Origin of the sequence: Streptomyces sp. NBC_01571 (assembly GCF_026339875.1) — a bacterium.
Classification (GTDB): Bacteria; Actinomycetota; Actinomycetes; order Streptomycetales; family Streptomycetaceae; genus Streptomyces.
This window is the reverse complement of the sequence record NZ_JAPEPZ010000001.1, coordinates 5,594,894-5,608,429: the sequence shown is the minus strand read 5'-3', so window position 1 is coordinate 5,608,429 and position 13,536 is coordinate 5,594,894. Positions and strand designations below refer to the sequence as shown.

Here is a 13,536-nt window from a genome sequence, read left to right as displayed (position 1 = left end):
CCGGGCGGGTGTCCGGTACGAGGGCGGGAGCCACCCGCCCTCGGCCGTCCCAGCCATCCGCGTCGGCTCGGGTACGGCTCCTTCGGGGCCTACCCGTGCCGAGCCGCCGCGCCCGCAGGCGTCACAGCGTCTTGCCGGTCGCGGGTCCCACGATCAGGCCGTCCCCGAAGGCGTCCACCCGGACCGTGTCGCCGTCCTTGACCTCGCCCGCCAGGATCTCCTTGGCGAGCCGGTCGCCGATCGCGGTCTGGACGAGGCGGCGCAGCGGCCGGGCGCCGTACGCCGGGTCGTTGCCCTCGGTCGCGAGCCAGGCCAGGGCCGGGTCGGTGACCTCCAGGGTGATCCGGCGCTGCGCCAGCCGCCGCGCGAGGCGCTCGATCTGGAGCCTGGCGATGCGCTCCAGCTCCTCCCTGTCGAGGGCGGAGAAGACCACGAGGTCGTCGAGCCGGTTGAGGAACTCCGGCTTGAAAGAGGCCCGGACGACCTCCAGAACCTGCTGCTTCTTCTCCTCCGCGGGGGTCAGCGGCTCCACCAGGAACTGGCTGCCCAGGTTCGAGGTGAGGATCAGGATGGTGTTGCGGAAGTCGACCGTCCGTCCCTGTCCGTCCGTCAGCCGCCCGTCGTCCAGCACCTGGAGGAGGATGTCGAAGACCTCCGGGTGCGCCTTCTCGACCTCGTCGAGCAGGATGACGCTGTACGGGCGCCGGCGCACGGCCTCCGTGAGCTGGCCGCCCTCCTCGTACCCGATGTAGCCGGGCGGGGCGCCGACCAGCCGGGCGACGCTGTGCTTCTCGCCGTACTCGCTCATGTCGATGCGGATCATGGCCCGCTCGTCGTCGAAGAGGAAGTCCGCGAGGGCCTTGGCGAGTTCGGTCTTGCCGACGCCGGTCGGGCCGAGGAAGAGGAAGGATCCGGTGGGCCGGTCCGGGTCGGCGATACCGGCGCGGGTGCGCCGTACGGCGTCGGAGACGGCCTGCACGGCCTCGCTCTGGCCGATCAGCCGGCGGCCCAGCTCCTCCTCCATGCGCAGCAGCTTCTGCGTCTCGCCCTCCAGGAGCCGCCCGGCGGGGATGCCCGTCCAGGAGCCCACGACGTCGGCGATGTCGTCCGGGCCGACCTCTTCCTTCACCATCGTGTCGCCGGCGGCTTCCTCCTCCGCCTCGGAGGCCTCCTCCAGGTCCCGCTCCAGGGTGGGGATCTCGCCGTAGAGCAGCTTGCTGGCGGTGTCGAAGTCGCCGTCGCGCTGGGCACGTTCGGCCTGGCCGCGCAGCTCGTCGAGCTTCTCCTTGAGCTCACCGACGCGGTTGAGGGACTGCTTCTCCTTCTCCCAGCGGGCGGTCAGCCCCCGCAGCTCCTCCTCCCTGTCGGCGAGGTCGCGGCGCAGCTTCTCCAGACGCTCCTTGCTGGCGGCGTCCGTCTCCTTGCTGAGCGCGAGTTCCTCCATCTTCAGCCGGTCCACGGAGCGCTGGAGTTCGTCGATCTCGACGGGTGAGGAGTCGATCTCCATGCGCAGCCGGGACGCGGCCTCGTCGACGAGGTCGATGGCCTTGTCGGGCAGGAAGCGGGAGGTGATGTAGCGGTCGGAGAGGGTCGCGGCGGCCACCAGCGCGCTGTCCGCGATCACGACCTTGTGGTGGGCCTCGTAGCGCCCCTTGAGTCCGCGCAGGATCGCGATGGTGTCCTCGACACTCGGCTCGGCGACCAGGACCTGCTGGAAGCGGCGCTCCAGGGCGGGGTCCTTCTCGATCCGCTCGCGGTACTCGTCGAGGGTCGTGGCGCCGACCATCCGCAGCTCACCCCGGGCGAGCATGGGCTTGAGCATGTTGCCCGCGTCCATCGAGGAGTCGCCGCCGGCGCCCGCGCCCACCACCGTGTGCAGCTCGTCGATGAAGGTGATGACCTGCCCGTCGGAGTCCTTGATCTCGGCGAGGACGGTCTTGAGCCGCTCCTCGAACTCGCCCCGGTATTTCGCCCCGGCCACCATGGCGCCGAGGTCGAGCGAGACGAGCCGCTTGTCCTTGAGGGACTCGGGCACGTCGCCCTTCACGATCCGCTGGGCGAGGCCCTCCACGACGGCGGTCTTGCCGACGCCGGGCTCGCCGATGAGGACGGGGTTGTTCTTGGTGCGCCGGGACAGCACCTGCACGACCCGGCGGATCTCCTGGTCCCGGCCGATGACCGGGTCGAGCTTGCCGTCGCGCGCGGCGGCCGTGAAGTCCGTACCGAACTTTTCGAGTGCCTTGTACTGGCCCTCGGGATCCGGGGTCGTCACCCGGCGCCCTCCCCTGGTCTTCTGGAACGCCTCCAGCAGCTTCTTCGCACTGGCGCCCTGCTGCGAGAGTACGTCCCCGCTCCGGCCGCCCTTCGCGGCGATGCCGATGAGCAGGTGTTCGGTGGACAGGTAGTCGTCGCCGAGTTCCTTGGCCTTGTCGGCCGCTTCGGCGATGACGGCGAGCAGCTCGCGGTTGGGCTGCGGCGGCGCGACGGTGGACCCGGTCACGCTGGGCAGGGCGGCCAGCACACGCTCGGCGGCGGCCCGCACGGAGGCCTGGTCGGCGTCGACGGCGGCCAGCAGATCGATGATGTTCTCGTTGTCCTGCCCCCCGAGCAGCGCGAGCAGCAGGTGTGCGGGGGTCAGGTCCGGGTGCCCCTCGGACACGGCCCGGGTGGTGGCCGCGTTGATCGCGTCCCGGCTCCTGTTGGTCAGCTCGGCGTCCACGTTCGCGTTCTCCTCCTGTGCACGGACTTCCTGAACGGACTCTCTGTACGGACTTCGCGTACGGACCTTCCCGTACGGACTGACTCAGTCAGCGTACACAAAGTTGAGTCTATTCCACTCAAGGTGAGGCCGGGGGGACTTACGTCGGAACGGTCGGGTTACCTTTCGGACCATGGCCGCATATCCGGTGGACCCGCACGATCCCGATCCCGCCTACCTCGCCTTCTGGCGGGAGCGGCACCTGTGCACGCTGACCACGCTCCGGGCGGACGGCAGCCCGCACGTCGTTCCCGTCGGGGTCACCTACGATCCACAGGCCGGTCTGGCCCGGGTCATCGCCGGCGGGTCCAGCGCGAAGGTGGGGCACGTGACGGCCGCCGGGGCCGACGGCGCCCGGGTCGCGGTGTGCCAGGTGGACGGACGGCGGTGGGCGACGCTGGAGGGGCGCGCGACCGTCTCCGCCGAACCGTCGCGCGTCGCGGAGGCGGAACGGCGGTACGCGGAGCGGTATGGGAGGACCCCCTCACCCAACCCGGCCCGGGTGGTGATCGAGATCAGACTGACCTCGGCGCTGGGGCGCGGCTGATTCCGCCGCCCGCCCGGTTCCGGCCTTCGTGAATGAGGCCGCACCCGGGGGACGAGCCTCGGATACCAGGATCTTTCGCCCAAAACTGCAGCGGCGTCACCGTGTTCAGGTCACGGTGACGCCGCTGCGGGGGGAAGTACCTGCGCGATCTACTACGACGGGGGAATCGCGTCAGGCACTGCGGGGGGTGGCTGAGATGGTCCTTACATCCGGGGCTTCCGGCTCGGCCAGCTGGTGGTCACGCTGATCGAGGTTCACAAAGATCATTCCGTACCTGATGGCACATCGCACGGGCTGCGGCGCGCCGCGCGGGCGTCGCAGACACCGGTACGCCCGTACGTCCTCCTCCTCGTCCCGGGTGACGACGACCGGCTCTCCGAACACGGTCACCATCAGCGAGTCACCGGTGTGCGGGATCGCTGTCGCCAGGTCGATGAAGTGCCAGCCGGAGCGGTAGGCGGTTGCCATCTCGCGACGGAAGGAGCGGTCGTCGGGGGGCGTCGTCACGTCAACTCCCGGAGCCGTCATCCGCCGCCGGAGTCACAACCACGTCGTCCGCGGCTGGCGCCGGCCAGTGACTGTCCGCCAGTACATTGTCCGTGGCCACCGCCGGCCAGTGACTGTCCGCCAGTACGTCGGCCTTCGTCTCGGAGAGGCCGCCCAGAGCTCCGAATGCCACCATGGCGGAGAAGGCGGCGACAAGCACCGAGCGAAGCATTTTGTTACGCATAGTCGGCTTCGTCCTCACTTGAAAGTCCCGTCTTCCCCCGTCGAATAAGACGATGGCTCATTCGGGCACGTCGTGGCCACATAATCGATGCATCATGTTCCTGCACGTTCAGGACCCTGGGGGGTGGACTTTTGGCAACGAATCAGACTAATGCGACACATCCCCACGGTGTGACCCAGTTGTGCGAGGACGGAGGCCGTCTCTACGCGAACGCGCTGCGCACAGGACGAATCGCGCGCGAGGACGCGGAGCCCGCCCCCTGCTTGGTGGAACTGGCACTCCTCCACCCCGATCCCGATGACGCGAACTGGCTGCGCCCGGTGCCCCCTTCGGTGGCCCTGGCCCAGCGACTCAACCCCATAGAGCGCGAGATCACCGAACGCAGGCGTCTCTCGATCGAGTTGAGTGACGCTTTTGAGCCGTTCATGGCTCTCAGCGTCCAAGGAGCGACGCTCACCCACTCCATCACAGTGCTGGAGGGCGGCGACCGTATCAACGCGGCGCTGAACCTGGCGACCTCCCAGTGCCAGCACGAGATGCTCACGATCCAGCCGAGCGACCGCGGCTCCGAGCGCAGCCTCCTCCAGGGGCTGGAACGCGACCGGCCGCTGATCGAACGTGGTGTGAAGATCCGGACGCTCTATCAGCACACAGCCCGCTACAGTCCCGACAAACTGGCCTACGTGGCACAGCTGTCCGACGGCAAGGTCGAGTACCGCACCATCGACGAGCTGGTGGAGCGCCTCATCGTCTGCGACGAGAGCGTCGCCTTCATCCCCACCCGCGACGACCAGCAAGTCGCCCTGGAACTGCGCCATCCGGGACTCGTCCGCTACCTGATCAAGGTCTTCGAGTTCATCTGGGGCCGCGCCGTCCCGCTCACCGCCGGCGCGCCCTACGAGACCGCCCCGGGCGGCATCACCAACATCCAGCACTCCATCGCCAAACTCCTGGTGGAGGGCCACGTCGACGAGGCCATCGCCCGCCGTCTCGGCATGAACGTCCGCACCTGCCGCGCCCACGTCGCCAAACTGGCCACCGCGCTCGGCAGCGGCAGCCGGGCACAACTCGGCTATCTCATCGCCCAGTCGGGGATTCTGGACCAGGAGCACTGAACGGCAGCAGCTCCGGGGAGCGCGGCGGCCCATCGAGCCCCGCCTGCGCGATCCGGACGCCCAACTGCGTACGGCTCGCCGCTCCCAGGGTTTCCGAGAGGCGTGCGATGTGCGCCCGGCACGTCCGCACGCTGATCCCCAGCCGCTCCGCGACCACCGCGTCCTGGTGCCCCTCGGCGAGCAGCGCCGCGATCGAACGCTCGCGATGGGTGATGCCGTCGATGCCGGTCTCCGGGAGCGGGGCGGCGAGCGGGATCGCCAGCCGCCACAGCCGCTCGAAGACCGTCACCAGGTAGTCGACCAGCGCCGGGTGCCGCAGCTCCAGCGCGATCGTGCGGTCGTCGTTGGCCGGGATGAACGCCACCTTGCGGTCGAAGAGGATGAGCCGCTCGACCACCTCGTCGAGCGTCCGGGCCTCCGCCGCGCCGCCCATCATCTCCATGTAGTTGTGCAGGCCCTGGCCGTGCCGCGCCACATGCGTGTACAGGTCCCGCATCCGCACACCCCGCCGTCGCATCTCCAGCGCCCGGTGCAGGCCCTCCGACAGCTCGTCCTCGCGGCGGATGCCGCCCGGCTGCACCGTCAGCACCTCGCTGGTGCACGCCTCGGTCGCCTCGTCCATCGCGGCCCGGATCCTGGGCAGTCCGTCCAGGACGCGGATCGCCACCCCCTCGGTCTGCGCCTGCACGCGCCCGCCGAGCCCGGCGTACCACTCGAACGCCGCCACCGCGCCGCCCACCCGCGCCTGGCTCGCGCTGACCTCCTCGTACACACCCCGGATCAGCCGCGTCATGACCTCCTGCGGCGAGGTCGGCACCAGCCACCCCATGTCGTCGGGGTCCGGGTGCAGCAGCGCCAACTCGACCAGGCAGGGCACCGCCTCGGCGTCACCGCGCGGCACCCGCCCGCGCCGCACGGCCCGGGAGTACACCCGGTCCCCGGCGTCGCACAGTCGGTCAGCGCCGTGCGGATGCCTGTCCGCCCCGTGCCCGGCCATCTCCCACCCCTGGCTCCAACCTCCGGCTCCAGCAACCTCCGTGATGCGACGCTGCGCACCGTCCACGGCGGAGCACTTCCGCACTGCGGACCCCGTGGCCCGCGTCTTCCGCAGCGCAACTATGCGCGGCCCCGACCGCCATCGCAACACGGGCGCGCCCCCCGCGCGCCCCCTCTCGCCCGTATACGTCCGGAAATTCCCCCACCTCCGCACGGCACCCTGCAACAACATGACGGTGCCTCCGCTGCACCCCGCGCCGCCGGGGCCGACGCCGTGCCCGGCCGTGGCCGCGACCACCGCGACGCGACCCCGGTCCAGGACACCCACCCGGGGGTGACCGGCGGTCCGCCGGAGGTGACGGTGGAGCTCACCAGCGAGGCGTCAGGAACGGCCTGGAGGGCCCGTGGGTCGGTTACGGGGCTCGCGCTGGAGGCAACCGTGGCAACGCGTACGCGGGGCGCGCTCAGCCACGCCCGGGGCCGGATCGCCTCTCCGCTCAGGAGGCCCTCAACGGGCCCTCGGGGACGGCGACTTCGGCGCGGATCACCCCCGCGGTGGGACGGAACGCACCCGCCGGGGCACCGCCCGCGAGGGACCCGTCTCAGACAGCCGTGGCCCAGCTCCTGAGCAGCGCCTCCCGGGCTGCCCGCCAGGGTGTGACACCGTCGCCCTCGACGCTCCCCCACTCCAACAGCCGCGCCACGTCCGCCGTGCCGTCGACGAAGCGGTTCAACAGGTCAAGCGACAGTTCGTACTCGGACTGCACATAGCCCCCGACGGCCGCCGTGTACACCGTCAGTTCGGCCTTCTCCTCGTCCGTGCGGACGTGGAGTTCGAACGCGGGCGGCGCCTCACCGCCGCCCGTCGCCACGTCGAGGACCGTGTCCATCACGCTGTTCACCAGCCACCGGGTACTGGAGCGCACCTGCGCGTCGTGCACGGTGACCGCACGCACGTCCCGCCACGCCCAGAAGCCCTTCTGGTCGGTGCCCACGGCCTCCAGGCCCTCGGGAGTGAGCCGTACCCCGCGCCCGTTCCCCGCGGGCTCGGCACCCACGTACACGCTCTCCTCGGTGATCCAGAACAGGCCGATCATGGCCACGGGCGCCTCCAGTACGAACGCATCGAGCACGGTCTCCCGGTGAGACCCCGACCGGCCCGGAACGGTTCACCCGGGCCGTGAAAGACGTACGCGCGGGAGCCCCGGCCCGGGGCTCCCGCGCGTAGGTCGCAGGACAGGTACGGCTACTTGATGCCGGCCGCCGCACAGGCCGACTTGTACTTGGCCGTGCAGATCTCGCTGAGGCGGTAGATGTTGTCCTGGAGCACCGTTTCCTTGATGTTGTCCTTGGTGAGGGCGACCACGGGCACGAGCTGGGCCGGGATCTTCTGGGCCGTGGGGCTGTCGACCTTGTCCCGGGTCAGCGCGTCGAACTCGATCCCGCGGCCCTGGACCTTCGCCACGGCCATCTCGGCGGCGGCGGTGGCCTCCTGCGGGTACGACTTGTAGACGCTCATGTACTGCTCACCCAGGAGGATCCGCTGCACCGCGTCGAGCTCGGCGTCCTGGCCCGTGACCGGCGGCACCTTGTTGACACCCATGGTCTTCATCGCGTCGATGACCCCGCCCGCGAGGCCGTCGTTGGCGGAGTAGACGCCGGCGATGTTGCTGAGGCCGATGGCCGAGATGGCCTTCTCCATGTTGGACTTGGCCTGGGCCGGGTCCCAGTCCTTGGTGTCGTACTTCTGGGCGATCTCGACCTTGCCGTCGAGCACGGACATGGCGCCCGCCTTGAACTGCGCCGCGTTCGGGTCGGTGGGCGCGCCGTTCATCATCACGATCTGCTTCGTGGCGGTGTTGGTGCCGAGGGCCTTCAGGAGTTCCTTGCCCTGCACCTCGCCGACGAGCTCGTTGTCGAAGGAGATGTACGCGTCGATCGGGCCCTCGGCCAGCCGGTCGTAGGCGATGACGGGGATACCCGCTGCCTTGGCCTTGCGCACACCGCTCGCGATGGCCTTGGAGTCGACCGCGTCCACGAGGAGGACGTCGACCTTGTCGTCCACCAACTGCTGGAGCTGGGCGTTCTGCTTGCTCGCGCTCTGCTCGGCGTTGAGGTGGATAACCTCGCCCTTGCCGTTGGTCAGCTTTTTGACCTGCTCATTGATGATCGGGTAGTCGAACTTCTCGTAACGCGTGTTCGCCTTCTCGGGGAGAAGGAGACCCACCTTGATGTCGTCGCCCTTGGTCGGGCTCGCCTTGGAGTCGCTGCCGCCGATCCCGTCGACGACCCCGCAGCCGGCGAGGGAGACGGCGATCGCGGACGAGGCCAGGGCTATGGCCGTACGACGAAGCCGGGTGTTACGAGTGTTCACATCAGGTGCCTTCCGGGCGAGGTAGCTGCATTGCGACCCAGGTGGCTGAAAGCCAACGCGGCGATCACCTCAGCGTCAAGGAGTAACCACTTAACGAGATGGCAACAGCATTCTGTGTTCCCCAAGTGAACACGATGGGAAGAGGCTGTACCTCCACTTCCACGTAAGCCCTGCGGAGCACTTCGTTCCCACACACCTCGTGAGGACCGGACAACCCACGCCTCCGACCTGGAGACTTGAAGATGGCCGAGTATCACCGCAGCTCCGGACGGGCGAGCGCGAGCCCGGTCCGACGCGACGGAACGGCCCGCACCAGGGCCGAAGTGATCTGCGTCACTCGCCGACCCGTCCGTCGCGCACATCGCACAACTCCGGCCGCAATGACCGATTATGTCTCGCCGCCCACGAACGGCAGTCGACCTGAACGTCGTTTTCCGGGGCACATCGAAGAAAAACGGACCGTTAGGTCCAGGGCGCGGACTTGGCCGATTCGGCCCCCTTCCCGACCGCGTCCGCGGGACCGGTCCCTGGCAGAACGTCACCGTCCCCTGAGACGGTCCGTCACCCTCACCGTTCCCGACGGCAAACACACTTTCGCGTCGGCCACGCCGCAGCGGCCGGTTCCGCCGTCGTCGGGTTCGCCCGCGCCTGCGCGGACAACTCGCCCGCCCGGCAGGCCCCTTCGCCCGATGCCCCACGGTCTCCGGCAGCCGGCGCACGCGAAGGGGCCGGGAGGTGATCCACCTCCCGGCCCCTTCGACGCTCGGGGAACTACTCCGGCGACCGCTTCGGCCGCCACACCACCAGCGCGCTCGTCTGCTGGACCTCCTGGTACGGGACCAGGTCCCGCCGGTAGGAGGCGTGGACGGCGGCCTCGCGCTGCCGCATGGTCGCCGCCGCGCCGTCCAGGGCCGACTCCAGCTCCACGACACGGGACTGAAGCGCGGCGACCTGGTTCTCCAGCTCGATGATGCGTTTGATGCCGGCCAGGTTGATGCCCTCGTCCTGCGACAACTGCTGGACGGTGCGCAGCAGTTCGATGTCGCGGGCCGAGTAGCGCCGGCCGCGCCCGGGTGTGCGGTCCGGGGAGACCAGGCCGAGGCGGTCGTACTGGCGCAGGGTCTGCGGGTGCAGGCCGGAGAGCTGGGCCGCCACCGAGATGACGTAGACGGGGGTCTCCTCCGTCAGTTCATAGGGGTTTCGACGACGGCCGTCCATCTGCTCATGCTCCCTTCGCGGCCTGGAACAGCTCCGCCCGCGGGTCCTCGTCCGCGGTTGCCTCGCGATACGCCTCCAGGGCGTCACGCGCCTTGCCCGACACGTCCGTGGGGACCGCGACCTCGACGGTGACGAGGAGGTCGCCGCGGGTGCCGTCCTTGCGGACCGCGCCCTTGCCGCGGGCCCGCATCGTACGGCCGTTGGGCGTGCCCGGGGGCAGTTTCAGGGTGACCGGGGGGCCGCCCAGGGTCGGTACCCGCACCTCGCCGCCGAGTGCCGCCTCCGCGAAGGTGACGGGCACGGTGACGGTGAGGTTGTCGCCCTTGCGGCCGAAGACCGGGTGGGCGTCCACATGGACCGTGACGTACAGGTCGCCGGCCGGGCCGCCCCGTTCGCCCGGTGCGCCCTTGCCGCGCAGGCGGATGCGCTGGCTGTCCGAGACCCCGGCGGGGATGCGGACCTGCATCGTGCGCGAGGACTTGGCGCGGCCGCTGCCCTGGCAGATCTCGCAGGGGTGCTCCGCGATGAGCCCGCGGCCCTTGCAGTCGGGGCACGGGTCGGTGAGCGAGAAGCCGCCGCCCGAACCCCGCGCCACCTGGCCGGTGCCGACGCACGTCGGGCACACCCGGGGTGTGCCGTTCGCGTCGCCGGTGCCGGAGCAGGCCTTGCAGGGCGCCTGGGAGGTCATCCGCAGCGGGACCGTCGCGCCGTCCACCGCCTCGGTGAAGCTCAGCGTCACCTCGGTGTCGATGTCCTGGCCGCGCCGGGGCTGGGTCCGGGTGCCGGTGCCCGCGCCGCCGCGGTTGAACAGGCCCCCGAAGACGTCACCGATGCCGCCGCCGAAGCCGCCGGCCCCGCCGCCCGCGCCGCCCTGGGCGCCGCCTCCGAAGAGGTCGCCCAGGTCGAAGTTGAAGTTGCCGCCGCCCGCTCCGGGCCCCGGACGGAAGCCGCCGTTGCCGAAGAGGGCGCGTGCCTCGTCGTACTCCTTGCGCTTCTTGACGTCCCCGAGGATGTCGTTGGCCTCGGAGATCTCCTTGAAGCGCTCCTCGGCCTTGGCGTTGCCCTTGTTGGCGTCCGGGTGGAACTCGCGGGCGAGCTTCCGGTACGCCTTCTTGATCTCGGCCTCGGTGGCGTCCTTGGGGACGCCGAGGACCTTGTAGTAGTCCTTCTCGATGAAGTCCTTGGTGCTCATCCCCGACGTCCCTCCTTCCTCATCGTGTCAACGTCAGCCCTCGTCCGGGCCACCGCTCTCCTTGTCCTCGGCCGCCTCAGCCGTCGTGTCGTCGGACTTGACGGACTGCGCGCCCGGCTGGGGCTCGGCGACCGCCACCCGCGCGGGGCGGATGGTGCGCTCGCCGAAGCGATACCCGGGCTGCAGAATCGCCACGCACGTGGTCTCCGTGACGTCCGGAGCGTACGAGTGCATCAGGGCTTCGTGGATCATCGGGTCGAAGGGCTCGCCCTCCTTGCCGAACTGCTGAAGCCCCATCTTCGCCGCGACGGTCTCCAGCGACTCGGCCACCGACTTGAAACCGCCGACCAGTTCACCGTGTTCCCGCGCGCGGCCGATGTCGTCGAGGACGGGCAGGAGCTCGGTCAGAAGGTTCGCGATGGCGACCTCCTTGACCGCGATCCGGTCCCGCTCGACCCGGCGCCGGTAGTTCTGGTACTCGGCCTGGAGCCGCTGGAGGTCCGCGGTTCGCTCGCCGAGCGCCGTACGTACCTGGTCCAGCTGCGCCGTCAGACCGGCGGTCTGTGCTGCGGCTGATGCGTCCCCGGCCGGGGACGCCCCCTCCGCGGAGGGGGCGTCCTTCGGCTCGGCGTCGTCAGGGGTGGCGCCGGAGGGGACGTCAGGCTTCTCTTCGAAACCCGGGGTCTCCTCCGTCACGCGGCACCGTCCTTGCGGTCCTCGTCGACGATCTCGGCGTCCACGACGTCGTCCTCGGCCCTGGCCTGCTCGGCACCCTCGGCGCCGGCGCCCGCCTGCGCGGCCTGGGCGTCGGCGTACATGGCCTGGCCCAGCTTCTGAGAGACGGCCGCGACCTTCTCGGTGGCCGTACGGATCTCGGCGGTGTCCTCGCCCTTGAGCGCGGCCTTCAGCTCCTCGACGGACGCCTCGACCTCGGTCTTGACGTCACCGGGGACCTTGTCCTCGTTGTCCTTGAGGAACTTCTCCGTCTGGTAGACGAGCTGCTCGCCCTGGTTGCGGGACTCGGCGGCCTCGCGGCGGGCGTGGTCCTCCTCCGCGTACTTCTCGGCCTCTTCGCGCATCCGGTTGACCTCGTCCTTCGGCAGCGAGGAGCCACCGGTGACGGTCATCTTCTGCTCCTTGCCCGTGCCCAGGTCCTTCGCGGTCACGTGCATGATGCCGTTGGCGTCGATGTCGAAGGCGACCTCGATCTGCGGGACGCCGCGGGGCGCCGGCGGCAGACCGGTCAGCTCGAACATCCCGAGCTTCTTGTTGTACGCCGCGATCTCGCGCTCGCCCTGGTAGACCTGGATCTGGACGGACGGCTGGTTGTCCTCGGCGGTGGTGAAGATCTCGGACCGCTTGGTCGGGATCGTCGTGTTCCGCTCGATGAGCTTCGTCATGATGCCGCCCTTGGTCTCGATACCGAGGGACAGCGGGGTCACGTCGAGGAGCAGGACGTCCTTGACCTCACCCTTGAGGACACCGGCCTGCAGGGCGGCGCCGATGGCGACGACCTCGTCCGGGTTGACACCCTTGTTGGCCTCGTTGCCGCCGGTCAGCTCCTTGACGAGCTCGGCGACGGCCGGCATACGGGTGGAGCCACCGACGAGAACGACGTGGTCGATCTCGGACAGGTTGATGCCCGCGTCCTTGATGACGTTGTGGAACGGCGTCTTGCAGCGCTCCAGAAGGTCGGCCGTGAGCTGCTGGAACTGGGCGCGCGTGAGCTTCTCGTCCAGGTGCAGCGGGCCCTCGGCGGAGGCCGTGATGTAGGGCAGGTTGATCGAGGTCTCGGTGGACGAGGACAGCTCGATCTTGGCCTTCTCCGCGGCCTCACGGAGGCGCTGGAGGGCCATCTTGTCCTTGGCGAGGTCCACGCCGTGACCGGACTTGAACTGCTGCACCAGGTAGTCGACGACCCGCTGGTCCCAGTCGTCACCACCGAGGTGGTTGTCGCCGTTCGTGGCCTTCACCTCGACGACGCCGTCGCCGATCTCCAGGAGGGACACGTCGAAGGTGCCGCCACCGAGGTCGAAGACGAGGATCGTCTGGTCGTCCTTGTCCAGGCCGTACGCGAGCGCGGCGGCCGTGGGCTCGTTGACGATACGCAGGACGTTCAGGCCCGCGATCTCGCCGGCCTCCTTCGTCGCCTGACGCTCGGAGTCGTTGAAGTACGCCGGAACGGTGATGACCGCGTCCGTGACCTTCTCACCCAGGTAGGCCTCGGCATCGCGCTTCAGCTTCTGCAGGATGAAGGCGCTCATCTGCTGCGGGTTGAAGTGCTTCCCGTCGAGCTCGATCTTCCAGTCCGTACCCATGTGACGCTTCACCGAGCGGATGGTCCGGTCCACGTTCGTGACCGCCTGGCGCTTGGCGACCTCGCCGACGAGCACCTCACCGTTCTTGGCGAAGGCGACGACGGACGGCGTGGTCCTGGCACCCTCGGCGTTGGTGATGACGGTGGGCTCGCCGCCCTCCAGAACGCTGACGACGGAGTTAGTCGTGCCCAGGTCGATGCCGACCGCACGTGCCATTTCAATTCCTCCAGCAATGACTTGAGTGGAACGGACTCAAGTGTGCACGACGTCCAGCTTCCGGTCAACAGA

General features: G+C 69.5%; 11 protein-coding genes. 2 read left to right on the top strand and 9 right to left on the bottom strand.

Annotation, left to right across the window (positions count from 1 at the left end; all coding sequences use genetic code 11):
• Positions 1 to 121 precede the first annotated feature (121 nt).
• Positions 122 to 2,719 (bottom strand): ATP-dependent chaperone ClpB, encoded by a 2,598-nt coding sequence (gene clpB / locus OHB41_RS25250; RefSeq protein ID WP_266700460.1) that lies wholly within the window; start codon positions 2,717 to 2,719, stop codon positions 122 to 124.
• A 172-nt stretch (positions 2,720 to 2,891) separates the two neighbouring features.
• Here clpB and OHB41_RS25245 point away from each other — a divergent pair, with 172 nt between their 5' ends.
• Complete coding sequence (locus OHB41_RS25245; RefSeq protein ID WP_266700459.1) at positions 2,892 to 3,305, top strand: pyridoxamine 5'-phosphate oxidase family protein; 414 nt, start codon at positions 2,892 to 2,894, stop codon at positions 3,303 to 3,305.
• 171 nt (positions 3,306 to 3,476) lie between these two features.
• On the opposite strand, the gene OHB41_RS25240 is transcribed toward OHB41_RS25245, so the two are convergent.
• A complete protein-coding gene (locus OHB41_RS25240; RefSeq protein WP_187285880.1) occupies positions 3,477 to 3,773 on the bottom strand; it encodes a Rieske (2Fe-2S) protein in 297 nt (98 codons plus the stop codon).
• A 393-nt stretch (positions 3,774 to 4,166) separates the two neighbouring features.
• Here OHB41_RS25240 and OHB41_RS25235 point away from each other — a divergent pair, with 393 nt between their 5' ends.
• On the top strand, positions 4,167 to 5,150 hold the full coding sequence (locus OHB41_RS25235; protein WP_266700458.1) for a helix-turn-helix domain-containing protein: 984 nt from the start codon (positions 4,167 to 4,169) through the stop codon (positions 5,148 to 5,150).
• Here OHB41_RS25235 and OHB41_RS25230 read toward each other — a convergent pair.
• From OHB41_RS25230 to dnaK, 7 genes are all read right to left on the bottom strand, one after another.
• A complete protein-coding gene (locus OHB41_RS25230; protein ID WP_266700457.1) occupies positions 5,113 to 6,147 on the bottom strand; it encodes a helix-turn-helix transcriptional regulator in 1,035 nt (344 codons plus the stop codon). The two genes, OHB41_RS25235 and OHB41_RS25230, sit on opposite strands and share 38 nt — an antisense overlap.
• A 601-nt stretch (positions 6,148 to 6,748) precedes the next feature.
• Positions 6,749 to 7,279 (bottom strand): hypothetical protein, encoded by a 531-nt coding sequence (locus tag OHB41_RS25225; RefSeq protein WP_266700456.1) that lies wholly within the window; start codon positions 7,277 to 7,279, stop codon positions 6,749 to 6,751.
• Positions 7,280 to 7,392: 113 nt separating this feature from the next.
• Positions 7,393 to 8,520, bottom strand: coding sequence for a substrate-binding domain-containing protein (locus tag OHB41_RS25220; RefSeq protein WP_266700455.1), 1,128 nt, complete (start codon positions 8,518 to 8,520; stop codon positions 7,393 to 7,395).
• A 771-nt stretch (positions 8,521 to 9,291) separates the two neighbouring features.
• On the bottom strand, positions 9,292 to 9,738 hold the full coding sequence (locus OHB41_RS25215) for a heat shock protein transcriptional repressor HspR (RefSeq protein WP_148012414.1): 447 nt from the start codon (positions 9,736 to 9,738) through the stop codon (positions 9,292 to 9,294).
• A 4-nt stretch (positions 9,739 to 9,742) separates the two neighbouring features.
• On the bottom strand, positions 9,743 to 10,930 hold the full coding sequence (gene dnaJ / locus OHB41_RS25210) for a molecular chaperone DnaJ (RefSeq protein WP_266700454.1): 1,188 nt from the start codon (positions 10,928 to 10,930) through the stop codon (positions 9,743 to 9,745).
• Positions 10,931 to 10,963: 33 nt separating this feature from the next.
• Complete coding sequence (grpE, locus tag OHB41_RS25205; RefSeq protein ID WP_266700453.1) at positions 10,964 to 11,626, bottom strand: nucleotide exchange factor GrpE; 663 nt, start codon at positions 11,624 to 11,626, stop codon at positions 10,964 to 10,966.
• Complete coding sequence (dnaK, locus tag OHB41_RS25200; protein WP_266700452.1) at positions 11,623 to 13,464, bottom strand: molecular chaperone DnaK; 1,842 nt, start codon at positions 13,462 to 13,464, stop codon at positions 11,623 to 11,625. Before dnaK ends, grpE begins: the two co-directional genes overlap by 4 nt.
• Between the last annotated feature and the right edge of the window lie 72 nt (positions 13,465 to 13,536).

Coding starts and splice junctions, on each gene's coding strand:
- OHB41_RS25245 (WP_266700459.1), top strand. CDS start 2,892: ATGGCCGCATATCCGGTGGACCCGCACGATCCCGATCCCGCCTACCTC.
- OHB41_RS25240 (WP_187285880.1), bottom strand. CDS start 3,773: ATGGCAACCGCCTACCGCTCCGGCTGGCACTTCATCGACCTGGCGACA.
- OHB41_RS25230 (WP_266700457.1), bottom strand. CDS start 6,147: ATGGCCGGGCACGGGGCGGACAGGCATCCGCACGGCGCTGACCGACTG.
- OHB41_RS25215 (WP_148012414.1), bottom strand. CDS start 9,738: ATGGACGGCCGTCGTCGAAACCCCTATGAACTGACGGAGGAGACCCCC.
- dnaJ (WP_266700454.1), bottom strand. CDS start 10,930: ATGAGCACCAAGGACTTCATCGAGAAGGACTACTACAAGGTCCTCGGC.
- dnaK (WP_266700452.1), bottom strand. CDS start 13,464: ATGGCACGTGCGGTCGGCATCGACCTGGGCACGACTAACTCCGTCGTC.